Origin of the sequence: uncultured Nocardioides sp. (genome assembly GCF_947488025.1) — a bacterium.
Taxonomy (GTDB): domain Bacteria; phylum Actinomycetota; class Actinomycetes; order Propionibacteriales; family Nocardioidaceae; genus Nocardioides.
The window spans coordinates 134,918-154,569 of record NZ_CANKYS010000004.1 but is presented as its reverse complement, the minus strand read 5'-3'; the positions used below and the strand labels follow the sequence as shown (position 1 = coordinate 154,569).

The window sequence follows — 19,652 nt, the reverse complement described above, 5'->3', positions numbered from 1 at the left end:
GGAACCGAGCTCGCCAGCATCAGACGAAGCTCTCCTCGAGGAGCTCCGGCGACACCGCGCGGAGCTGCGTGAGTCGATGAGCGCTCTGGAGGGTGCGCTGGCCGCGCCAGCCGTCAGCGACCTGGAACGGTGGGCCCAACGGGTCCACGTCGCTGTCGTGGAGCTCGCCGGCGACTTCCGCCAGCACGTCGACATCACCGAGGCACCCGACGGTCTGCATCGCGAAGTCCTCGAGGCCTCGCCACGGTTGTCCGGAGCCGTCGCCACCCTCACCCACGAGCACGTGCTGATCCGTGGCCAGGTCGACAGCCTCCTGTCCCGCGTCGAACCGTCAGGTGTCAGCGGTGACGTCGATCGGGTCCGCGACCTGGGTACGGCGCTGCTGGGCAGGCTCGTCCGGCACCGCCAGCGAGGGTCCGACCTCGTCTTCGAGGCGTACGAGTTCGACATCGGCGGGGAGACCTGACCGGGGCCGTCATCGGGTGTCGGCGAGATCCGCGAGCCAGGACCGGATGACCGACTCGAGTCGGTCATCGGCCGGCGGCCACTCGCTGAACACCTGGCGCCCCAGGTTGCCGATCGTCGTGGCTGGCACCTGCTCCCACGCTCCTGCCCTCAGCATCGGCTGGTTCTGGTGGAGGAACTGCGGGTGCGGGTCGGTCGCCACCTCCCACCTCGCGTCCGGGGCGGCGCTCGTGACGATGTCGATCACGTAGGAGATCAGGCCGTCGAGGAGCCGGAGGGAACCCTCGTCCAGTCGCTCGTGCTCCCCGAGCCCCAGCCTCGACCAGGACGGCTGCTGTCCGGACGGCCCGAGCCGGAGCCGCTCCTTCATCCAGACCCACAACGGTCCGAGGCTCTCGACCGATCGGTCCAGCTCGACCGCATCGCCCACGGCGAGCTCGAGATGCCGCAAGGCGGCGGGCCGCTCCGCGAGGAACTCCTCGAGGGCGGCCGCCGCCTGCTGCTCGGTCAGGTGTGCGTACGGGGTCATGGAAGGTGACCAACGTACGAGATCCGGTTGTCGCCTGCTCAACGTTTCCTGTGAGCGGAGTCCATGACCGAAGCCGGCGCCAGGTGGCACTCACAGACTGCCCTAACGTGGCGGCATGAAGGCTTTGGTCCTGGAAAACATCCACCCGACGGCCGTGGACGTCCTGCGGTCCCGTGGCTACGAGGTCGAGCTGCGCTCGGGCGCGCTGCGCGAGGACGAGCTGCTCGCGTCGCTCGACGGCGTACAGCTGCTGGGGATCCGGTCCAACACGACGGTGACCGAGCGGGTCCTGGAGGCGGCTCCCGACCTGGAGGTGATCGGCTGCTTCTGCATCGGCACCAACCAGGTCGACTTGCACGCGGCCGCCGAGCGGGGCATCGGCGTGTTCAACGCGCCGTACTCCAACACCCGGAGCGTGGTCGAGCTGGTCATCGGCGAGATCATCGCGCTGGCCCGGCGGCTGCCGGAGAAGACCCAGCGGATGCACGACGGCGTGTGGGACAAGTCGGCGCGGGGCAGCCACGAGGTGCGCGGCCGGACGATCGGGATCGTGGGCTACGGCAACATCGGCACCCAGCTGTCGAACGTCGCCGAGGCGCTCGGGATGCGGGTGGTCTTCTACGACAAGGCGGACCGTCCGGCCCACGGCAACGCCCGCCGGATGGCGTCGCTGGCTGAGCTGCTCGAGATCGCCGACGTGGTCAGCCTCCATGTCGACGGCCGGCCCGGCAACGCGGGCCTCTTCGGTCCCGAGGAGTTCGCCGCGATGAAGCCACGCGCCCTCTTCATCAACGCCTCGCGCGGCATGGTGGTCGACTACGACTCGCTGCGCAGCCACGTCCTGTCCGGGCACATCGCGGGCGCGGCGGTCGACGTCTTCCCGGTCGAGCCGAAGGCCCAGGGCGACGAGTTCGTGTCTGTGCTGCGCGGCCTCGACAACGTCATCCTGACGCCCCACGTCGGCGGCTCGACCCAGGAGGCGCAGGAGGAGATCGGGCGGTTCGTGGCGGAGAAGCTCGCCGGGTTCGCCCAGCAGGGGAGCACGGCGCTGTCGGTCAACCTCCCGCAGGTCCTCACGCCCGCGCTGACCGGTGAGCACCGGCTGGGCTTCCTCCACCACAACGTCCCCGGCGTGCTCGCCCGGCTCAACGCCGTCTTCGCCGAGGCCGGCGACAACGTGATCGGTCAGCACCTGGCGACCAGGGACCACCTCGGGTACGTCGTCACCGACGCGTCGGAGCCCCTCTCCGCCGAGGCCATCGCGGAGCTGCGGAGCTCGGAGCACTGCGTGTGGGTGCGCACCTGGTGATGCTGGCGAACCTGGCCGTTTCGGCCAGCCGGACTGTCAGTCCGCTGCGCTAGCGTCGCGCTGGACTCGGGAGGACTCATGAAGCTGCTTCTCACATCCGGTGGCATCACCAACACCAGCATCAGTGGTGCGCTGGTCGACCTGCTGGGCAAGCCGGTCGCGGACTCCACCGCGCTGTGCATCCCGACGGCGCTCTGGGGCTATCCCCGGGACGTGCCGGTCGCGGCACAGGGCTTCCTGGACGGGCGGGCCTGGGGCGGCATGACCTCCCTGGAGTGGGGGTCCCTCGGCGTCCTCGAGCTGAGCACACTGCCCACGATCGGCGCGGACACGTGGGTTCCGTGGGTCACGCAGGCGGACGTGCTGCTGGTCGCCGGTGGCGAGGCGACGTACCTGTGCCACTGGATGCGAGAGTCGGGCCTGGCCGACCTCCTGCCGTCGCTCGTCGACACCGTCTGGGTTGGGGTCAGTGCAGGAAGCATGGTGATGACCCCGCGGGTCGGTGACGACTTCGTGGAGTGGCCGTCCGCGCCGGACGACCGCACGCTCGGCGTCGTGGACTTCTCGATCTTCCCGCACCTCGACGTCTTTCCGGAGAACACCCTGGCCGAGGCGCAGCGCTGGTCGGCCGGCATCGGCGGGCCCGCGTACGCCCTCGACGACCAGAGCGCCATCACGGTGACTGGTGGCGCGGTCGAGGTCATCTCCGAGGGGCGCTGGGAGCTGCTCTCCTCCTGACCCGGCCCATACGACGGGCAGGCCCCACGGACGTCACGACTCCAGGAGGACGAGGCTGATCGCGGCTGCGGCAAAGGCCGAGGTCGTCACGATGACCAGCCACTCGATCCCCTCCAGCCACGTTCCGCGCAACGGCTCGACCAGCGGCTGCACCGCCCTGATCGCGAGGCCGGCACACAGCATGGTGATGGCGGCGAGGACGACGACGAACGTCCACGGGCCGGTCGTGTCCGCAGCCAGCGACACGAGGGCGAGGAGCTCCGCGACGACCACGAAGCAGACCCCGATGATCGCCGCGCCGACGCCCCAGGCCGCCATGCGGCGTTGCTCTCCTCCCAAGCGCCGAGACTCGGGACCGGAGCCGGAGCTCGCGAGGGCAGCAGCAACGACGAGGGTCGGGATCACGACCACGGCCGCCTGGTAGAACCGGATGTCGATCACGGCTGCTCCTGGGACGAGGGCTTCCACCCATGATGGCAGGGCTCCAGGTCGGTGACGACTTCGTCGACCGGCCGTCCGCGCTGGACGGCGACACCGGAGGACCAACGGCCCTAGGGGCCTGGCTCGCGCGGGTGCTAGACCCGGAGGTGGGGAGCGAGGAGGGCCGGCCATGACAACCGCTCGTACGTCCCGTCGCGGCAGGGCGAACCTGCCGCCACGCTGGTTCGTCGTCGCGTTCTGGCACGCCCACCGCGCGCTCGTACGCACCACCCGGGGCCGGGTCGGGCTGTGGCGGCCCAAGCCGAACGGCTGGGGAGCGCTCTGGCTCACCACCACGGGCAGACGCTCCGGCCAACCGCGGCAGGTGCTGGTCGGCTACATCGAGGACGGCGACAACCTCGTCACGATGGCGATGAACGGCTGGGGCCCGCCCGAGCCCGCCTGGTGGCTCAACCTGCAGGCCCATCCCGACGCCACGGTCCAGACCAAGGACGGCACCCGAGCCGTTCGTGCCCGCGCAGCGCACGGACCCGAGCGCGAGCGGCTGTGGGTGCGCTGGGCGGAGATCGACAAGGACCTCGACGCGTACGCCGCCCGCCGTCCCGCCGAGACCGCGGTGGTCGTGCTCGAGCCCCGGGACACCGCGACGGCTACCTAGCTGGGCGGGGGAGGACGAGGTGCCGATCGAGCGCGCCAGCACCGCGGACCGCGCCTTCCTCGCCATGGAGGGCGGCGGCCGCGCCGAGCAGATCGGCGTGGCGCTGGTGCTCGAGTCGGGCCCGGACGGTCCGGACGTCGCGACCCTGACCCGCCTGGTCGGTGAGCGGCTGGCGGCGGTCCCGCGGCTGCGGCAGCGCCTCGTACCCACGCCCTGGGGCTGCGGCGGACCGATCTGGGTCGACGACGCGCGCTTCGACGTACGCCGACACGTGCGCCACGTGGCGTGCCCGCCGCCGGGGGACGAGCGGGCCTTCCTGGAGACCGTGGTGTCGGTGGTCGCCGAGCCCGTGCCAGCAGAGGCGCCGCTGTGGTCGGCCGCGGTCGTCACCGGTCGAACGGACGGTGCGACGAGCCTGGTGGTGGTGCTTCACCACGTCCTCGCCGACGGGGTCGGCGGCCTGGCCGTGCTCGCCACCCTCGTCGATCCCGGCGCGTCCGCCGCCGCGCAGCCGCTCCCGCGCGAGCGTCCGACGACCCGTGAGCTCGCCCTCGACGCCTGGCGCACGCACCTGCGGTCGCTGGGCCGCGGGCGCTGGTGGCTGCGGCAGGTACGCCGTTCCTTCGCCGCCGCCGGCGGGCTCGCACCGCCGCGCGCGGAGTCGTGCTCGCTGCTGCAGCCGACCGGTCCCCGGCGTGCGATCGGGGTGGTGGCCGTCGACGGCCGAGCCCTGCGAGAGGCCGCCCACCGCTTCGGCGCCACCGGCAACGACGCCGTACTGACCGCTGTCGCCGGTGCCCTGCAGCGTGTGCTGCGGGGGCGGGGCGAGGCCGTCGACGCGGTGGTGATCGCGGTCCCGGTCTCCGGGCGCCGCAGCGACGACGACGGCTCCCTCGGCAACATGGTCAGCCCGATGCTCGTCACCGTCCCGACCACCGGCGACGCCCGCAGCCGCCTGCTCGCCGTCGCCGGCCAGGTGCGGCGGCACCGCGCCGACGCGAGCGGCCCGCCCCCGATCGCCCTGCTCGGTGGGCTGTTCCGGCCGCTGGCTGCCCTGGGTGGCTTCCGCTGGTACATGCGACACCAGCAGCGGCTGCACACCCTGGTCAGCCACGTGCGCGGCCCCGAGGAGTCCGTCCACGTCGCCGGACGCCGGGTGCGGGCCGCCGTCCCGGTCGCCCTGTCGGAGAGCGGCAACATCACGGCGTACTTCGAGGTGCTCTCCTACGCCGGCACGGTCACCGTCACCGCCATCGTCGACCCCGACCACGTGCCCGACCTCGACGAGCTCCTGGCCGGGCTGCGCGACGAGCTGGACGTGCTCGCCGCCCTCGAGCCGTAGCGGCTCCTACACTCGACCGATGGCAGATCTCGACGCGGTCGAAGCCCGGATCTGGGCGCTCCTCGAGCCCTACCGGGACGAGCTCGAGGACGCGACCATCTATGGCATGCCGTCGCTGCGCTGGCCCGGCTCCGGCGCCCACGACTACTTCGCGGCCGTCAAGCGCAGCGCCCAGAAGGTGTCGCTCTACGCGATCGCCGTGGACACGTGGCCGGAGGCGCTCGAGGGCTCCTCCGAGGCGTTCACGAAGCGCCGGACCGGCAAGGCGACCTTCTCGTTCCCGTCCCTGGACGACGACCTCGCCGTCGAGCTCGAGTCGTTCCTCTGGCGGCTCTACCAGCCCTACCGCGAGCACCACGCGGGTCGCTCGACCACCTAGGACTCGGTAGGTCAGTCCCGCGCCCGCGTGTGCCAGAGCCAGGCAATGCCGACGAACGGCAGCACCAGCGGCAGCCAGCCGTACCCCGCGCCGTAGTCGGACCACACGGTCGCGTCGGGGAAGAGCTCCGGGTCGAGCACGGTCAGCGTGCCGACGGTGAGCACGCCGACCATCTCGAAGCCGACGGCCGCCCACGCCAGCCGGCGGGGGTTCGGCCCGACCTCCGCGAGGCCGAGGGTCGCGGCGACGTACACGAGCGCGGCGACGGCGGAGAGGACGTACGCCAGCGGCGCCTCGTCTGCCTTGGTGGCCAGCTGCACGAGCGAGCGCGCGGTCGCGGCGAGGGCGAAGACGCCGTACACCGCGACGAGGGCGCGGCCGAGGCCCGAGGAGGTGGACGTGGCGGTGCGGGTCACGACTGCCACACCTGCAGGGCGCGTACGACGACGAAGGCCTGCGTCAGCCCGGCGACCATCAGCACGGCCGTGGCGCCGCGGCTGCGCTCGGCCAGCGACCAGACGAAGCCCAGCGGCAGCAGCACGAGTCCGGCGGCCAGGTAGCCGAACAGCGTGATCGCCGACGGGCCGGAGAGGTCGGCGTCGCCGACCTGCACCGCCGCGATCACGAGCAGCACCAGCGTCGCGGCCTCGATGACCGCGGCGAAGCCGAGCAGTCCCCAGTCCGGCGTGCGGTCGAGCACGACGTAGACCAGCACCACCACCGCGAAGAGCAGCGAGGCGACGAGCAGCGCGAGGGGCAGGGGTCCGTCCACGAGGGTCGATTGTCGCAGGGCCGTCCTCACAGATCCGCCACAGGATCGCGGCAGCCGGGGGACAGGCGGGCCGGACAACCTCGGGGCACCGACCCGCCCACGAAGGAACCCGATGAACCCCACCTACCTCCTCGCCGCCGTCGACCTCGTCGCCGTGCTGGTCCTCGCCCTGGCCGTCTACTACCCGCGCCACCGCCGCGCCGACCTCGTCACCGCCTTCGTCGCGGTCAACGTCGGCGTGCTCGCCGTGACCATCGTGCTGGCGAGCAGCGCCGCGACCGTCGGGCTCGGCCTCGGGCTCTTCGGTGTCCTGTCGATCATCCGGCTCCGCTCCGACGAGCTCGGCCAGCACGAGATCGCCTACTACTTCGCCGCTCTCGCCATCGGCCTGCTCGGCGGCCTCGGCACCGGCGACGTGGGCCTGTCCATCGCGCTGATGGTCGGCCTCGTCGTCGTGCTCGCCCTCGCCGACAGCCGCCTGCTGCACGCCACCGGCCTGCGCCAGGTCGTCGTGCTCGACCGGGCCGTCACCCACGAGCGCGAGCTGGTCACCCGCCTCGAGCTGCTCCTCGACGCCAGGGTCACCCGGGTCACGCCGGTCCGCGTCGACCTGGTCAACGACACCACCACGGTCGAGGTCCACTACGCCCTCGCGCCGCGCCCGGCCATGCCGCGCGCCGAGCGCCACGACGTACCGGCCGTCACCCGATGAAGGGCTGCGACCACCTCCCCGCGGTCACGCTCGCCGAGCTCAACGACCGCGCGGAGCTGCTGACCCGGACCGACCGGAAGTACGTCATCGCCACCGAAGACCTCGATGCCGTCGTCACCTGCGTCCCGGGGCTGCGGGTGCTCGAGATCGACGGGCGCCGCAGCTCGCGCTACGAGTCGACCTATCTCGACACCGTCGGGCTCGACAGCTGGAGCGCCGCCGCCCACCCCCGGCGCCGCCGCTGGAAGGTCCGTACCCGCGTGTACGCCGACACCGGCGAGCGCTGGCTCGAGGTGAAGACGCGCGGCCTGCGGGGCACCACCGTCAAGGAGCGGCTGCCCCACGACGCGCCCGACGTGTCCGGACCCGCGGCCGCCTGGGTGCGCGACCGGCTCGGAGCCGCGCACGTCCACGACGTCGACACCGCCGGCCTCGTCGCGACGCTGCACACCAGCTACCGGCGTACGACGCTGCTCCTCCCCGGCGACGCCGGCCGGGCCACCGTCGACCGCAACCTGCGCTGGGTCTCCGGCCACGGGACCGCGGAGGTCGGCGACGTGCTGGTCGTCGAGACCAAGTCGGGCACCCCCGGCCCCGGCCCGCTCGACCGCCGCCTGTGGGAGCTCGGCCACCGGCCGGTCCGGATCTCCAAGTACGGCACCGGGCTGGCGCTGCTGACCCCCGACCTCCCGCGCAACCGCTGGCACCGGGTCACCTCGCGCCACCTCGCCGACCACCTCACCCTCCGCGAAGGAGCCCTCGCATGACGCACCGACTCGTACGCCGACCCCCGTCGCTGACCCGGCCGACCTGCCCTGGCTGATCCGGCTCGACGAGTTCATTGACGGCAGTTCAATCTCGGGATGGAGCGAGTCCATCGTCCGCTCCGACAGCTCGGAGACCGCGCTCAACGAGGCCGTCGCGCTCGACCTGTTCGCGGAGGCCGAAGGGATCAGACGACGGGCAGCTCCTTGATCGCGTGGTCGGCGATCTTCTTCATCATGAAGCCGTCGATCCCGCCGCCGACGAACCCGCCGGCGAACGGGACGCCGCGGCCGAGGCCGGCGAGCGTCTTCTCGCTGACCCCGCGCATGAGCCGGAAGCCGACGGCCTTGTTGATCATCATCAGCGCCGCGGGCGGCAGGCCGCCGAGGGCGAACGACGTCGCCCGGCTGCCGGCGGTGGCCATTCCGGCCCGCTTGAGCACCTCGTCGGAGTCCGCGCCGACGAGCGTCAGCAGGATCGCGCTGCGCACGCGCGGGCTGTCGATGTCGTGGCCGCGCAGCACCGCGATCGCGCCGACCATCCGCACCGCCTGGAGGTAGAACTCCGCGACGTTGACCGGCAGCGCGACCGGCATCGTGACGAAGCCGCCGATGCCGGTGACGAAGCCGCCGGCCGCGCCGCCGATCGTGCTGCGCCGGGCCAGCGCGGCGATCGCCTTGTCGCGGTCGCCACCGGCCTTGCGCAGCGCCTCCTCGGCCACCTCGCGGACCGGGTCGAGCGGGCCGCGGCCGTCGAGGCCGACGTCGAGGAGCATCGTGACCAGCCGGTCGATGGTCCCGGGGTCGTGCCGCGGGTCGTCGGCGGCCTCGAGCGCCGACGACGTCGTACGTGCCTCGGCGCGGCCGGGGATGCGGAGGTCCTTGAGTCCCATGCGGCAAACACTACGAACACAACGGTCAGACGGGCGTCCCATCCTCTCAGCGTTGTGGACTGGGCGGTGGGGAGGCAGGTTCTGGGGCCGCAGAAGCTGCGCTGCTCACCGCTCCTGCTCGTGGAGCGGTGGTGGAGCGACATTCCTGCCCGCGGAAGTGTGGGTGGACCACCGCCGCTCGGCCGGGCGGTGGGTGAGGCAGGTTCTGCAGCCGGGAAACCTGCGCTGCTCACCGCGCCGGTGGGCGGCCGGCGTACGGCGGTGGGTGACGCAGGTTCCGCAGCCGAAGAACCTGCGCCACTCACCGCTCCTGCCCGTGGAGCGGTGGTGGAGCGACATTCCTGGCTGCGGGAGTGTGGGTGGACCACCGCTCCGGCGGCGGCAGCCCGGGGAGGGCCGCGGTCAGGAGACCGACGAGCGGAAGCTGCGTAGCCGGAGCGAGTTGGTGACCACGAAGACGCTGGAGAACGCCATCGCGGCGCCGGCGAGCATCGGGTTGAGGAGGCCGGCGGCGGCGAGGGGGAGGGCGGCGACGTTGTAGGCGAACGCCCAGAACAGGTTGCCCTTGATCGTGCCGAGGGTGCGGCGCGAGAGCCGGATCGCATCGACGGCGACGAGCAGGTCGCCGCGTACGAGGGTCAGGTCGCCGGCCTCGATCGCCACGTCGGTGCCGGTGCCCATCGAGAGCCCGAGGTCGGCCTGGGCGAGGGCGGCCGCGTCGTTGACGCCGTCGCCGACCATCGCCACGACCTTGCCGGCGGCCTGCAGGCGTTGCACCTCGGCCACCTTGTCGGCAGGGAGTACGTCGGCCACGACCGTCTCGATGCCGACCTGGGCAGCGACGTGGCGAGCCGCGGCCTCGTTGTCGCCGGTGAGCAGGACCGGGGTGAGGCCGAGGTCGCGCAGCGCGGCGACCGCCTGGGCGGACGTGGGCTTCACCGTGTCGCCGACGACGATGACGCCGCGCGCCCGGCCGTCCCAGCCGACGGCGACAGCGGTGCGGCCCTCGCCCTGCGCCCGCTCGACGGCGGCGACGAGCGACGGCGGCAGGTGCTGCGCCCAGTCGGCGAGCAGGCTGGGCCGGCCGACGACGACCGCGTGGCCCTCGACGACGCCCTGCACCCCCAGCCCCTCGCGGCTGGTGAACTCCTCGACGGCGGGCAGCGGACCTTCGACGGCGGCGATCGCCCGGCCGATCGGGTGCTCGGACGCCGACTCGAGGGCGGCGGCGAGGCGTCGTACGTCGTCGACGGACTCGCCCTCGGCGGCCACCACCTCGTGGACGGTCATCTCGCCGGTGGTCACGGTTCCGGTCTTGTCGAGCACGATCGTGTCCACGCGCCGGGTCGACTCGAGGACCTCGGGGCCCTTGATCAGGATGCCGAGCTGGGCGCCGCGGCCGGTGCCGACCATCAGGGCGGTCGGCGTGGCCAGGCCGAGGGCGCACGGGCAGGCGATGATCAGCACCGCGACGGCGGCGGTGAAGGCGGCCGTGGCGCCCGCGCCGGCACCGAGCCAGAAGCCCAGCGTCGCGACGGACAGGCCGATGACGATCGGCACGAAGACCCCGGAGACGCGGTCGGCGAGGCGTTGCACCTCGGCCTTGCCGTTCTGCGCGTCCTCGACCAGCCGGGCCATCTGGGCGAGCTGGGTGTCGGCGCCGACGCGGGTGGCGCGTACGACGAGCCGCCCGCCGGCGTTGACGGTGGCGCCGACGACTGCGTCGCCCGGGCCGACCTCCACCGGCACCGACTCGCCGGTCAGCATCGACGCGTCGACCGCGCTGGTCCCGGTCACCACGGTCCCGTCGGTCGCGACCTTCTCGCCGGGGCGTACGACGAACTCGTCCCCCACGGCCAGCTGGTCGACGGGGATCCGCGTCTCGGTGCGCCCACCAGAAGCGTCGTCACGGAGCACGCCCACGTCGCGGGCGCCGAGCTCGAGGAGCGCCCGGAGCGCCGCGCCCGCGCGCCGCTTGGAGCGGTGCTCGAGCCAACGCCCGGCGAGCAGGAACGTCGTCACGCCGGCGGCGGCCTCGAGGTAGATGTTGGCAGCGCCGTTGGTCCGGTCGATCGAGATCCGGAACGGGTGGGTCATCCCGGGCTCGCCGGCGGTGCCGAGGAAGAGCGCCCACAGCGACCAGCCGAAGGCCGCGAGCACGCCGACCGACACAAGGGTGTCCATGGTCGTCGCGCCGTGGCGCAGGTTGGTCCACGCCGCCCGGTGGAAGGGCAGGGCGCCCCACACGACGACGGGGGCGGCCAGCGCGAGCGAGGCCCACTGCCAGTAGGTGAACTGCCAGGCCGGGACCATCGCCATCGCGATGACCGGCACGGAGAGGACGGCGCTGATCACCAGTCGCTGCAGCAGCGGGTCGCGCTCGACGGGCTCGCCTGCGGCATCGTCAGTGGCGGGCGGCGTCGGCAGCGCGGCGGCGTAGCCCGCGGCCTCGACCGTGCGCAGCAGGTCGTCGGTCGAGACCGTGCCGGGGTAGGAGACCTTCGCCTTCTCGGTGGCGTAGTTGACCGTCGCGGTGACGCCGTCGAGCTTGTTGAGCTTGCGCTCGATGCGGTTGGCGCACGAGGCGCAGGTCATGCCGGTGATGGCGAGCTCGACGTCGCTCGTCGGCTCGTGGAGGGACTGGACCTCAGTGGCCATGGTCGTCCTCCTCTCCCTGGTCGGTGTCGTGGTCGGTGTCGCCGCCGCCGGACGGAGCCCCGTCGGACTCGACGGTGAACGCAGCCGTGTGGACGGCGCCGCGGTGCTGGAAGTCCAGGAAGAGGCGGTACGTCGCCGGCTCGGGGAAGGCGGTCGCGAAGTCGATGCCCGGGCCGGCCGGGCCCTCCTCCGGGTGGACGTGGAGGTAGCCCAGGTCGCCCGCGCGCAGGGCGACGAGGTGACCGTGGGCGCCGAGGTAGGGCTCGAGGTCGGTGACCGGCTCGCCGTCGAGCTCGACGCGCGTGGTGAGCACGGTCGAGGCGCCCGGAGCCGTGTCACCCGCCAGGGTCACCGTGTAGGTGCCGGCGGAGGTCTCGACCCGCGCGGTGCGGTCGTCGGACGGGAGTGCGGCAGGAGTGAAGTCGCCCGCCACCGACACGTCGTCGGCCAGCGTGATGCCGTCCCAGCCCTCGGGGGTGAAGTCCGCGATGACGCGCCACACGCCCGGGGTCAGGCGTACGTCGACCGACCAGGTGCCGGTGCGGCGGTCGAGCCGCGGATGCACGTGCTGGAAGCCGGTCAGGTCGCGGCGTACGACGATGAGGTGGAGGTCCTTCTCGTGCTCGCGCGTGTAGTCGAGCAGGGGGCGTCCGCTGGACGTGAGGACCTGGAAGTCGAGCCGCGTGCGGCCGGCGGCCGGTGTGCGGTCGGCGAGCGCCAAGGTGAAGCCGTCCGCCCGCGCGGTCAGCCCGGTCGCCTCGGCGACGGCCGAGCCGTGGGCGTCGGACCCGTTGGCCGAGGCGGACGAAGGGGAGTCGGCCTCCCCGCCGTGGGCTGCTGCGTCGTCGTGGGCGGCGACGGGCTCCGTCTCGACCGGTCCGACGAGCCGGCCCCCGCCCCACGCCAGCGCGAAGGCGGTGGCGAGGGCGGCGACGAACGCGACGACGCGCAACGGCGTACTCATGGCGGGGTTCCTTCGGGCTGGACTTCGGACAACTCGACTCGGTGACCTGTCGGCTCGCTGACGCTCGCTGACGAGGTCACCGCTCTCAGGTCACGCCATCGCGTAGCCGGCCTCCTCGACGGCGGCGCGCACGGCCGACTCGTCGAGCGGGGTGGCGCTGGTGACGGTGACGGCTCCGGTCTCGACGACGACGTCGACCCCTTCGACGCCTTCGATCTCGGAGATCTCCTCGGTGACCGACGCGGCGCAGTGGCCGCAGGTCATCCCGGTGACGGTGTAGGTGGTGGTCTCGCTCATGTGGGCTCCTCCTAGGACTTCACGAGCCGGGCGATCGCCTCGGACGCTTCCTTGAGCTTCAGCTCCTGCTCCTCGCCGCCCTTGCGGGCGGCGTCGACGAGGCAGTGGGCCATGTGGTCGTCGAGCAGCGAGAGGGCGAGTGCCTGCAGCGCCTTGGTGGCCGCGGACACCTGGGTGAGGACGTCGATGCAGTACTTCTCCTCCTCGACCATCCGCTGGATGCCGCGGACCTGCCCCTCGATCCGGCGCAGGCGCTTGAGGTGGGCCTGGACCGCGGCGTCGTTGCCCTCGAGGTGACCGTGCTGCTCGCTCATGACATGGGACAATACCCCTAGGGGGTATCAAGATCAAGGTGAGGCCCACCCGTGGGGGTGAAAAGGGTGGTGTGGGCACCCTCGATACGAATGGACGGCACCGGCCGGGGTTACTGTCCCCGATGACGGTCGGGGGGTCGTCGAGGGGTGGACACGCTCGTCCACCGCTCCCGGACGACTCCTGAGGACGACCCATGGACATCCGTGTCGCGCTGCTCGGCGGCGACGAGCTCGTGAGGCGAGGCCTCGACAGCATGCTCAAGACCCTCGGCGGCTTCGAGCTCGGGACGATCAAGGATCGCTCCCGCCTGCCCATCGACATCGCGCTGGTCGAGACCTTCGGCACCGCGCGCAGCGACACCACCCTGCAGCGCGCGGTCGGTGACCCCTACATCCGCCGGGTCGCGGTCTACACCTGGAACCACCAGCCGGGCCTCGCCCACGAGCCCCTGGGCGACGGGGTCACCGGCTACCTCGCCAAGAGCCTCAACGCCCAGCAGCTCGGTCGCGCCCTGCGCTCCATCCACCTCGGCGAGACCGTCGTCGCGCCGCTGCTGCCGGTGCTCCCGACCAAGGACCTGCGCTCCTCGACCCAGGTGGACTTCCTGACCGCCCGCGAGCGGGAGACCCTGGCCCACATCGCGACCGGCAAGAGCAACGACGACATCGCGCGCCAGATGCAGATCTCGCTCAACTCGGTGAAGTCCTACATCCGCAGCGCCTACCGCAAGACCGGCGTGCAGAGCCGCAGCCAGGCGGTCCTCTGGGCCGTCTCGCACGGCCTCGCCGCGGAGGCCCTCGAGCGCGTCTGACGCCGCGTTCCGGCTAGCCGGCGCTCGCGGGTGCCGCGGGCGGGACGGCCGGACGTACGCCACCGGGGCGCGCCCACTGCCCCCGGCTGATCAGCACCTCGCGCAGCACGTCGGGCCGGTCGGTGATGATCCCGTCGACGCCCATGTCGAGCAGCGCGCGCATCGTCGCCGGGTCGTCGACGGTCCACACGACGACCCGGATCCCCAGCTCGTGGGCCCGCCGGATCACCCGCTCGGAGTGCACGGGCAGGCGACCGAGCCGGATCGGCACGTGCGCGAACCCGCCGCGCGCGACGACGTCGCCCCGCATGCCGGGAGGGCGTACGCCGCCGCGCGAGCACGCGATGAGCGTGGTCAGCGAACGCCAGCCGAGCGCCGTCGACACCCCCGGCGCCTCGGCGCGCATCCGGTCCAACCAGCGCGACCACGCCCCCGCGACCAGGACCCGCTCCGACCAGCCGGGGTGGGCCCGCAGCAGCCGCGCCATCGCACCGATCGCGGCCTCGTCCTTGAGGTCGATCGCGAACTTCGCGTCGGGGAACGACGCCATCGCCTCGACCAGCGTCGGCACCTGGTCGGTGCCCCCGACGCGCAGCCGGCGCAGGTCCGCGAGGTCGAGGTCGGCAACCCGGCCGGGATGACCGGTGACGCGGCGCAGCGTCGGGTCGTGGAAGCACACGACGTGCCCGTCGCGGGTGGTGCGGACGTCGGTCTCGAGGTGCGTGAGGCCGAGGGAGGTGGCGCGCCCGAAGGCCGCGAGGGTGTTCTCGGGGGCCAATGCCATGCCGCCGCGGTGCGCGATGGCCAGGGGTCCGGGGTGGTCGCCGTAGCTGCTCACGCGACCAGCATGTGACCGTCCGGGCGCCCCTGTCGCGCCGGACGGGGGCGTCCGGGCGAGTGTTCACCGAGGCTTCGTGCGCGCGCCCGGAGGAGGTCGTACGACGTCCCCCGGGCGCAGCGGCGGCTGCTCAGCTGCGGTAGCCGCCCAGCAGCTCGGCGAGCCGCAGGTGCGGCTGGGCCTCGTCCTTGCGCCCCTTGCGCTGCAGGGCACGGCCGAGCAGCAGGTGGGCGTAGGGCTCGTTGGGGTCGTGCTCGAGCAGCTCGGTCGCGACCCGGATCGTGCCCTCGAGCTGGGCCGAGTGGAAGAGCGAGCGGGCCAGGAGCAGTCGTACGTCGGTCAGCTCGTGGCCGACGTCGCCCGGGTCGTCGAGCAGGTCGGTGAGCATGACCGCCGCCTCGCGGTAGGAGCGCTCGGCGAAGAGCTCCTGGGCGTGGAGCCAGCGATCGAAGGGCGCGTCCTGCAGCAGGCCGCGGGGGGAGCGCAGCAGGTCCTCGAAGGGGGTGAAGTCGGTCATCGTCGCTCCTCTCGCAGAGCTGTTCCCCCGGGTGTCCGGTGGACAGGTCGCCGGAGGGGTTGGTCCGAGCGTGCGCCCGGATGCTGGTCCAACGCGGCAGGCGCCCCGGCGATTCCACGCCCGGTCGCACGGAATACTGGGGGAGGAACGCCGGTTGGAGATGGTACAAACTTCAACCAACGTGGTTGACCAATCGCAGGAGGACCTCATGCAGTTCGGCATCTTCAGCGTCGGTGACGTCACGACGGACCCCACCACCGGTCGGACGGCGACCGAGGCCGAGCGGATCGAGCTGATGACCAAGGTCGCGCTCAAGGCCGAGGAGGTGGGCCTCGACGTGTTCGCCACCGGCGAGCACCACAACCCGCCCTTCGTCGTGTCGTCCCCGACCACCCACCTCGGCTTCATCGCAGCGAAGACCGAGAAGCTGCTGCTGTCGACGAGCACCACGCTGATCACGACCAACGACCCGGTCAAGATCGCCGAGGACTACGCCTTCCTGCAGCACCTCTCCGGCGGCCGCGTCGACCTGATGATGGGCCGCGGCAACACCGGTCCGGTCTACCCCTGGTTCGGCAAGGACATCCGCGATGGCATCAAGCTCGCGGTCGAGAACTACCACCTGCTGCGCAAGCTCTGGCGCGAGCCGGTCGTCAACTGGCAGGGCCAGTTCCGCACGCCGCTGCAGGGCTACACCTCGACGCCCGCGCCGCTCGACGGCACGCCGCCCTTCGTCTGGCACGGCTCGATCCGCAGCACCGAGATCGCCGAGCAGGCGGCGTACTACGGTGACGGCTTCTTCCACAACCACATCTTCTGGAACAAGGAGCACACCGAGCAGATGGTGCAGCTCTACCGCCGCCGCTTCGAGCACTACGGCCACGGCGCCGCCGACCAGGCCTACGTCGGCCTCGGCGGGCAGGCCTTCATGGCCTCGACGGAGGCGGAGGCCAAGCGCGTCTTCCGGCCCTACTTCGACAACGCCCCGGTCTACGGCCACGGCCCCTCGCTGGAGGACTTCTCGGAGATGACGCCGCTGACCGTCGGGACCCCCGAGCAGGTCATTGAGCGCACCCTCGGCTTCGCCGACTACGTCGGTGACTACCAGCGCCAGCTGTTCCTCATGGACCACGCCGGCCTGCCGACGTCGCTGGCGCTCGAGCAGATCGAGATGCTCGGCACCGAGGTCGTGCCCGTCCTGCGCACGGAGTTCGAGCGCCGTCGCCCCGCCCACGTGCCCAGCGACCCGCCCACCCACGCCTCCCTCGTGGCGGCCGGTCCCGACGCCCCGCACCACCTCGTCGAGCCCGCCCGGGCACGCGTCGAGGAGCTCCAGGCCCAGCAGGCGGCCGCGCAGGTGACTGCATGAGTCGTCGTATCGTCGTGGTGACGGCGGGACTGACCGTCCCGTCGTCCACCCGGCTGCTGGCCGACCAGCTCGCCGAGGCGGCCACCGCCCAGGTCACCGCCCGCGGCGAGGCCGTGGACCTCGAGTTCATCGAGCTGCGCGAGGCCGCCGGCGAGCTGGCCACCTTCATGGTCACCGGCGGCATCCCCACCCCGCGGCTGACCGAGCTGCGCGAGCAGGTCGCCGCGGCCGACGGGCTCATCGTGGTGACGCCGGTCTTCAACGGCAGCTACAGCGGGCTGTTCAAGATGTTCTTCGACGCCCTCGACAAGGACGCCCTGGTCGGTACGCCGGTGCTGATCGCCGCGGCCGCCGGCAGCGCCCGGCACTCGCTGGTGCTCGACCACGCGATGCGGCCGATGTTCGCCTACCTCCGCGCGGTCGTCGTACCCACGGGCATCTTCGCCGCGACCGAGGACTTCGGCAGCCACGGGCTCTCGGACCGGATCACCCGGGCCGCGGCCGAGCTGGCGGCGCTGGTGCTGAGCCAGGGCGGCTACGGCGTCGGCGGGTTCGCTCCCGACCTGGCCGCGCGCCCGCGGCGTACGTCCGGCACGCAGGTCGAGGCCGACGTGACGCCCTTCGGCGACCTGCTCCGCGGGCACAGCGGAACCGACTAGGGCCGACTGGGGGACCACCCGTCCGGGCGCGGACGGAGGTCGGGGGTCCCACGGGGTGAGCCGATCGGCCGCGCGTCGCGCCTAGCGTCGAGGGGATCGCAACGACCCTCGGAAGGACAGGCCATGGCGCGCAGGACGACCAGCTCGAAGGACACCACCGGCGAGGGCGGCGAGCTCCACCAGGCGCCGGCCAAGGGCCAGGTGATGACCACCGCCCAGGGCGTGCCCATGAGCGACGACCAGAACTCGCTACGAGCAGGTGAGCGGGGCCCCACCCTGCTCGAGGACTTCGCGATGCGAGAGAAGATCTTCCACTTCGACCACGAGCGGATCCCGGAGCGCGTCGTGCACGCGCGTGGCTACGGCGCCCACGGCTACCTCGAGTGCATCGACCCGGTCACCGACCTCACCCGGGCAGCGCCGTTCGCGCGCAAGGGCAAGCGCACCGAGGCCTTCGTCCGCTTCTCGACCGTCGCCGGCAACCTCGGGTCCTTCGACCTCGCGCGCGACGTGCGCGGCTTCGCGGTGAAGCTCTACACCGAGGAGGGCAACTGGGACCTCGTCGGCAACAACATCCCGGTCTTCTTCATCCAGGACGCGATGAAGTTCCCCGACCTCGTCCACGCCGTCAAGGAGGAGCAGGACCGCGGCTGGCCGCAGGCGCAGAGCGCGCACGACACCTTCTGGGACTTCATCTCCCTGATGCCCGAGTCGACCCACATGACCCTGTGGCAGATGTCGGACCGGGCGATCCCGCGGTCCTTCCGCTTCATGGAGGGCTTCGGCGTCCACACCTTCCGCTTCGTCAACGCCGACGGCGAGTCGACCTTCGTGAAGTTCCACTGGAAGCCTCGCCAGGGCATGCAGTCGGTCGTGTGGAACGAGGCCGTCAAGATCAACGGCGCCGACCCCGACTTCCACCGCCGCGACCTCTACGCCGCCATTGAGGCCGGCGACTTCCCGCAGTGGGACCTCGGGGTGCAGGTCTTCGACGAGGCGTTCGCCGAGGAGTTCGAGTTCGACGTCCTCGACGCGACCAAGCTCATCCCCGAGGAGCAGGTGCCGGTGCGCGTCATCGCGCGCCTCACCCTCGACCGGGTCGTGAGCAACGTCTTCGCCGAGACCGAGCAGGTCGCCTTCTGCACGCAGAACGTCGTGCCCGGCATCGACTTCAGCGACGACCCGCTGCTGCAGGGGCGCAACTTCTCCTACCTCGACACCCAGCTCAAGCGGCTCGGCAGCACCAACTTCACCCAGATCCCGGTCAACGCGCCGCGCTGCCCGGTCGCGCACTTCCAGCGCGACGGCCACATGCAGATGTCGCGGCAGGAGGGGCGGGCCAACTACGAGCCCAACTCGCTCGGCGGCACCGACCGCGGCCCGCGCGCCGACGTCGACCACGGCTACACGAGCGTGCCGCGCGAGGTGGGCGGTGAGGTGCGCCGGGTCCGCTCGGAGACCTTCGCCGACCACTACAGCCAGGCGCGCCAGTTCTGGATCAGCCAGACCGACGTCGAGCAGCAGCACATCGTCGCGGCGTACGGCTTCGAGCTCGGCAAGTGCGAGGAGCCGGCCATCCGCAGCCGGATGCTCGGCAACCTCCGCAACGTCCACGAGGACCTCGCGCAGGGGGTCGCCGACGAGCTCGGCATGCCGCTGCCCGAGGCCAGCGAGGCGGCGCTGCCCACGCGCACCGACCTGCCGACGTCCGACGCGCTCAGCATCCTGCGCAACGGACCCGACTCCTTCGCCGGCCGCAAGCTCGGCGTGCTGGTGACCGCCGGGTCCGACGGCGCGCTGGTCAAGGCGATCGAGGACGCGTTCACCGGGGCCGGCGCCCTCGTGGAGTACGTCGCCCCTGCCGCCGGGCCGATCAAGCTCAAGGGCGGGCGCAAGCTGGTCCCCGACCACGCGGTCGTGGGTGCCCCGTCGGTGCTCTTCGACGCGGTGGCCGTCGTGCCGTCCGCGGACGGTGCGCAGGACCTCGCGGCGCGCAAGACGGCCCGCGACTTCGTCGACGACGCGTTCGCCCACCAGAAGTTCATCGGCTGGTCGGCCGACGCCCAGGCGCTGCTCGACGCGGCCGGGGTGACCCCGGACGACGGGTGCCCCGAGCTCACGGCGGCGTCGGTCGCCGGCTTCCTCGAGCAGTGTGCGGCGCTGCGCCACTGGGAGCGGCCGGTGCAGGACTGACGGACGCAGCCGGCGTACCAACCACCAAC

Annotated in this window: 23 protein-coding genes; 12 read left to right on the top strand and 11 right to left on the bottom strand. The window is 72.3% G+C overall.

Translation table 11 applies throughout. The features are described from left to right. Nucleotides 1-76: 76 nt before the first annotated feature. Entirely contained in the window at nucleotides 77-466 is a 390-nt protein-coding gene (locus Q1B24_RS09505; RefSeq protein WP_299926871.1) for a hypothetical protein, read from the top strand. A 9-nt stretch (nucleotides 467-475) separates the two neighbouring features. On the opposite strand, the gene Q1B24_RS09500 is transcribed toward Q1B24_RS09505, so the two are convergent. Beyond that, on the bottom strand, nucleotides 476-994 hold the full coding sequence (locus Q1B24_RS09500) for a hypothetical protein (protein WP_299926868.1): 519 nt from the start codon (nucleotides 992-994) through the stop codon (nucleotides 476-478). 115 nt (nucleotides 995-1,109) lie between these two features. Between Q1B24_RS09500 and serA the strand changes: the two genes are divergently transcribed. Both serA and Q1B24_RS09490 read left to right on the top strand, forming a co-directional pair. Next, nucleotides 1,110-2,303 (top strand): phosphoglycerate dehydrogenase, encoded by a 1,194-nt coding sequence (gene serA, locus Q1B24_RS09495; protein ID WP_299926865.1) that lies wholly within the window; start codon nucleotides 1,110-1,112, stop codon nucleotides 2,301-2,303. 78 nt (nucleotides 2,304-2,381) lie between these two features. Next, complete coding sequence (locus Q1B24_RS09490; protein WP_299926862.1) at nucleotides 2,382-3,041, top strand: Type 1 glutamine amidotransferase-like domain-containing protein; 660 nt, start codon at nucleotides 2,382-2,384, stop codon at nucleotides 3,039-3,041. 33 nt (nucleotides 3,042-3,074) lie between these two features. Here the strand turns inward: Q1B24_RS09490 and Q1B24_RS09485 are convergent, their stop codons facing one another. After that, entirely contained in the window at nucleotides 3,075-3,482 is a 408-nt protein-coding gene (locus tag Q1B24_RS09485; protein ID WP_299926860.1) for a hypothetical protein, read from the bottom strand. Nucleotides 3,483-3,651: 169 nt separating this feature from the next. On the opposite strand from Q1B24_RS09485, the gene Q1B24_RS09480 reads away from it, so the two are divergent. The 3 genes from Q1B24_RS09480 to Q1B24_RS09470 are packed head-to-tail and all read left to right on the top strand — an operon-like array spanning nucleotide 3,652 to nucleotide 5,861. Further along, complete coding sequence (locus Q1B24_RS09480) at nucleotides 3,652-4,140, top strand: nitroreductase/quinone reductase family protein (protein WP_299926857.1); 489 nt, start codon at nucleotides 3,652-3,654, stop codon at nucleotides 4,138-4,140. A gap of 19 nt (nucleotides 4,141-4,159) precedes the next feature. Beyond that, nucleotides 4,160-5,482 carry a wax ester/triacylglycerol synthase domain-containing protein gene (locus Q1B24_RS09475; protein ID WP_299926854.1) on the top strand — a complete coding sequence of 441 codons (1,323 nt, stop codon included), beginning with the start codon at nucleotides 4,160-4,162 and terminating at the stop codon, nucleotides 5,480-5,482. A gap of 19 nt (nucleotides 5,483-5,501) precedes the next feature. Then, the gene (locus Q1B24_RS09470; RefSeq protein WP_299926851.1) at nucleotides 5,502-5,861 is read left to right on the top strand and encodes a hypothetical protein; all 360 of its coding nucleotides are present in this window, start codon (nucleotides 5,502-5,504) and stop codon (nucleotides 5,859-5,861) included. Nucleotides 5,862-5,872: 11 nt separating this feature from the next. On the opposite strand, the gene Q1B24_RS09465 is transcribed toward Q1B24_RS09470, so the two are convergent. Next, nucleotides 5,873-6,277, bottom strand: coding sequence for a hypothetical protein (locus Q1B24_RS09465; protein WP_299926848.1), 405 nt, complete (start codon nucleotides 6,275-6,277; stop codon nucleotides 5,873-5,875). Continuing rightward, nucleotides 6,274-6,633 carry a hypothetical protein gene (locus Q1B24_RS09460; protein ID WP_299926845.1) on the bottom strand — a complete coding sequence of 120 codons (360 nt, stop codon included), beginning with the start codon at nucleotides 6,631-6,633 and terminating at the stop codon, nucleotides 6,274-6,276. Before Q1B24_RS09460 ends, Q1B24_RS09465 begins: the two co-directional genes overlap by 4 nt. Before the next feature lie 112 nt (nucleotides 6,634-6,745). Here Q1B24_RS09460 and Q1B24_RS09455 point away from each other — a divergent pair, with 112 nt between their 5' ends. Next, nucleotides 6,746-7,345 (top strand): DUF4956 domain-containing protein, encoded by a 600-nt coding sequence (locus Q1B24_RS09455; RefSeq protein ID WP_299926842.1) that lies wholly within the window; start codon nucleotides 6,746-6,748, stop codon nucleotides 7,343-7,345. After that, nucleotides 7,342-8,112: a VTC domain-containing protein gene (locus tag Q1B24_RS09450; protein WP_299926840.1), complete on the top strand. Its 771-nt coding sequence runs from the start codon at nucleotides 7,342-7,344 to the stop codon at nucleotides 8,110-8,112. The genes Q1B24_RS09455 and Q1B24_RS09450 overlap by 4 nt, the downstream gene beginning before the upstream one ends. 185 nt (nucleotides 8,113-8,297) lie before the next feature. Here Q1B24_RS09450 and Q1B24_RS09445 read toward each other — a convergent pair whose 3' ends face one another. The 5 genes from Q1B24_RS09445 to Q1B24_RS09425 form a co-directional block, all read right to left on the bottom strand. Further along, nucleotides 8,298-9,002 carry an EcsC family protein gene (locus Q1B24_RS09445; protein WP_299926837.1) on the bottom strand — a complete coding sequence of 235 codons (705 nt, stop codon included), beginning with the start codon at nucleotides 9,000-9,002 and terminating at the stop codon, nucleotides 8,298-8,300. A gap of 402 nt (nucleotides 9,003-9,404) precedes the next feature. After that, nucleotides 9,405-11,660, bottom strand: coding sequence for a heavy metal translocating P-type ATPase (locus Q1B24_RS09440; RefSeq protein ID WP_299926834.1), 2,256 nt, complete (start codon nucleotides 11,658-11,660; stop codon nucleotides 9,405-9,407). Beyond that, nucleotides 11,650-12,624, bottom strand: a complete 975-nt coding sequence (locus Q1B24_RS09435; protein ID WP_299926831.1) for a hypothetical protein — start codon at nucleotides 12,622-12,624, stop codon at nucleotides 11,650-11,652. The genes Q1B24_RS09440 and Q1B24_RS09435 overlap by 11 nt, the downstream gene beginning before the upstream one ends. A gap of 90 nt (nucleotides 12,625-12,714) precedes the next feature. Further along, entirely contained in the window at nucleotides 12,715-12,921 is a 207-nt protein-coding gene (locus Q1B24_RS09430; RefSeq protein ID WP_299926828.1) for a cation transporter, read from the bottom strand. A gap of 11 nt (nucleotides 12,922-12,932) precedes the next feature. Continuing rightward, a complete protein-coding gene (locus tag Q1B24_RS09425) occupies nucleotides 12,933-13,235 on the bottom strand; it encodes a metal-sensitive transcriptional regulator (protein ID WP_299926825.1) in 303 nt (100 codons plus the stop codon). A gap of 194 nt (nucleotides 13,236-13,429) precedes the next feature. Between Q1B24_RS09425 and Q1B24_RS09420 the strand changes: the two genes are divergently transcribed. Beyond that, nucleotides 13,430-14,047: a response regulator transcription factor gene (locus Q1B24_RS09420; RefSeq protein ID WP_299926822.1), complete on the top strand. Its 618-nt coding sequence runs from the start codon at nucleotides 13,430-13,432 to the stop codon at nucleotides 14,045-14,047. A gap of 13 nt (nucleotides 14,048-14,060) precedes the next feature. On the opposite strand, the gene Q1B24_RS09415 is transcribed toward Q1B24_RS09420, so the two are convergent. Both Q1B24_RS09415 and Q1B24_RS09410 read right to left on the bottom strand, forming a co-directional pair. Continuing rightward, complete coding sequence (locus Q1B24_RS09415) at nucleotides 14,061-14,885, bottom strand: glycerophosphodiester phosphodiesterase (RefSeq protein ID WP_299926818.1); 825 nt, start codon at nucleotides 14,883-14,885, stop codon at nucleotides 14,061-14,063. Between the two features lie 130 nt (nucleotides 14,886-15,015). Continuing rightward, a complete protein-coding gene (locus Q1B24_RS09410; RefSeq protein ID WP_299926813.1) occupies nucleotides 15,016-15,402 on the bottom strand; it encodes a hypothetical protein in 387 nt (128 codons plus the stop codon). Between the two features lie 208 nt (nucleotides 15,403-15,610). On the opposite strand from Q1B24_RS09410, the gene Q1B24_RS09405 reads away from it, so the two are divergent. The 3 genes from Q1B24_RS09405 to Q1B24_RS09395 all read left to right on the top strand — a co-directional run bounded on the left by Q1B24_RS09405 (nucleotide 15,611) and on the right by Q1B24_RS09395 (nucleotide 19,623). Continuing rightward, the gene (locus Q1B24_RS09405; protein ID WP_299926810.1) at nucleotides 15,611-16,771 is read left to right on the top strand and encodes an LLM class flavin-dependent oxidoreductase; all 1,161 of its coding nucleotides are present in this window, start codon (nucleotides 15,611-15,613) and stop codon (nucleotides 16,769-16,771) included. Then, the gene (locus tag Q1B24_RS09400) at nucleotides 16,768-17,430 is read left to right on the top strand and encodes an FMN reductase (protein ID WP_299926807.1); all 663 of its coding nucleotides are present in this window, start codon (nucleotides 16,768-16,770) and stop codon (nucleotides 17,428-17,430) included. Before Q1B24_RS09405 ends, Q1B24_RS09400 begins: the two co-directional genes overlap by 4 nt. Nucleotides 17,431-17,553: 123 nt before the next feature. Further along, a complete protein-coding gene (locus Q1B24_RS09395) occupies nucleotides 17,554-19,623 on the top strand; it encodes a catalase (RefSeq protein ID WP_299926804.1) in 2,070 nt (689 codons plus the stop codon). Nucleotides 19,624-19,652 lie beyond the last annotated feature (29 nt).

Coding starts and splice junctions, on each gene's coding strand:
- Q1B24_RS09445 (WP_299926837.1), bottom strand. CDS start 9,002: ATGGGACTCAAGGACCTCCGCATCCCCGGCCGCGCCGAGGCACGTACG.
- Q1B24_RS09395 (WP_299926804.1), top strand. CDS start 17,554: ATGGCGCGCAGGACGACCAGCTCGAAGGACACCACCGGCGAGGGCGGC.
- serA (WP_299926865.1), top strand. CDS start 1,110: ATGAAGGCTTTGGTCCTGGAAAACATCCACCCGACGGCCGTGGACGTC.
- Q1B24_RS09425 (WP_299926825.1), bottom strand. CDS start 13,235: ATGAGCGAGCAGCACGGTCACCTCGAGGGCAACGACGCCGCGGTCCAG.
- Q1B24_RS09455 (WP_299926842.1), top strand. CDS start 6,746: ATGAACCCCACCTACCTCCTCGCCGCCGTCGACCTCGTCGCCGTGCTG.
- Q1B24_RS09420 (WP_299926822.1), top strand. CDS start 13,430: ATGGACATCCGTGTCGCGCTGCTCGGCGGCGACGAGCTCGTGAGGCGA.
- Q1B24_RS09505 (WP_299926871.1), top strand. CDS start 77: ATGAGCGCTCTGGAGGGTGCGCTGGCCGCGCCAGCCGTCAGCGACCTG.
- Q1B24_RS09440 (WP_299926834.1), bottom strand. CDS start 11,660: ATGGCCACTGAGGTCCAGTCCCTCCACGAGCCGACGAGCGACGTCGAG.
- Q1B24_RS09480 (WP_299926857.1), top strand. CDS start 3,652: ATGACAACCGCTCGTACGTCCCGTCGCGGCAGGGCGAACCTGCCGCCA.
- Q1B24_RS09430 (WP_299926828.1), bottom strand. CDS start 12,921: ATGAGCGAGACCACCACCTACACCGTCACCGGGATGACCTGCGGCCAC.
- Q1B24_RS09490 (WP_299926862.1), top strand. CDS start 2,382: ATGAAGCTGCTTCTCACATCCGGTGGCATCACCAACACCAGCATCAGT.
- Q1B24_RS09500 (WP_299926868.1), bottom strand. CDS start 994: ATGACCCCGTACGCACACCTGACCGAGCAGCAGGCGGCGGCCGCCCTC.
- Q1B24_RS09450 (WP_299926840.1), top strand. CDS start 7,342: ATGAAGGGCTGCGACCACCTCCCCGCGGTCACGCTCGCCGAGCTCAAC.
- Q1B24_RS09410 (WP_299926813.1), bottom strand. CDS start 15,402: ATGACCGACTTCACCCCCTTCGAGGACCTGCTGCGCTCCCCCCGCGGC.
- Q1B24_RS09400 (WP_299926807.1), top strand. CDS start 16,768: ATGAGTCGTCGTATCGTCGTGGTGACGGCGGGACTGACCGTCCCGTCG.
- Q1B24_RS09435 (WP_299926831.1), bottom strand. CDS start 12,624: ATGAGTACGCCGTTGCGCGTCGTCGCGTTCGTCGCCGCCCTCGCCACC.
- Q1B24_RS09405 (WP_299926810.1), top strand. CDS start 15,611: ATGCAGTTCGGCATCTTCAGCGTCGGTGACGTCACGACGGACCCCACC.
- Q1B24_RS09470 (WP_299926851.1), top strand. CDS start 5,502: ATGGCAGATCTCGACGCGGTCGAAGCCCGGATCTGGGCGCTCCTCGAG.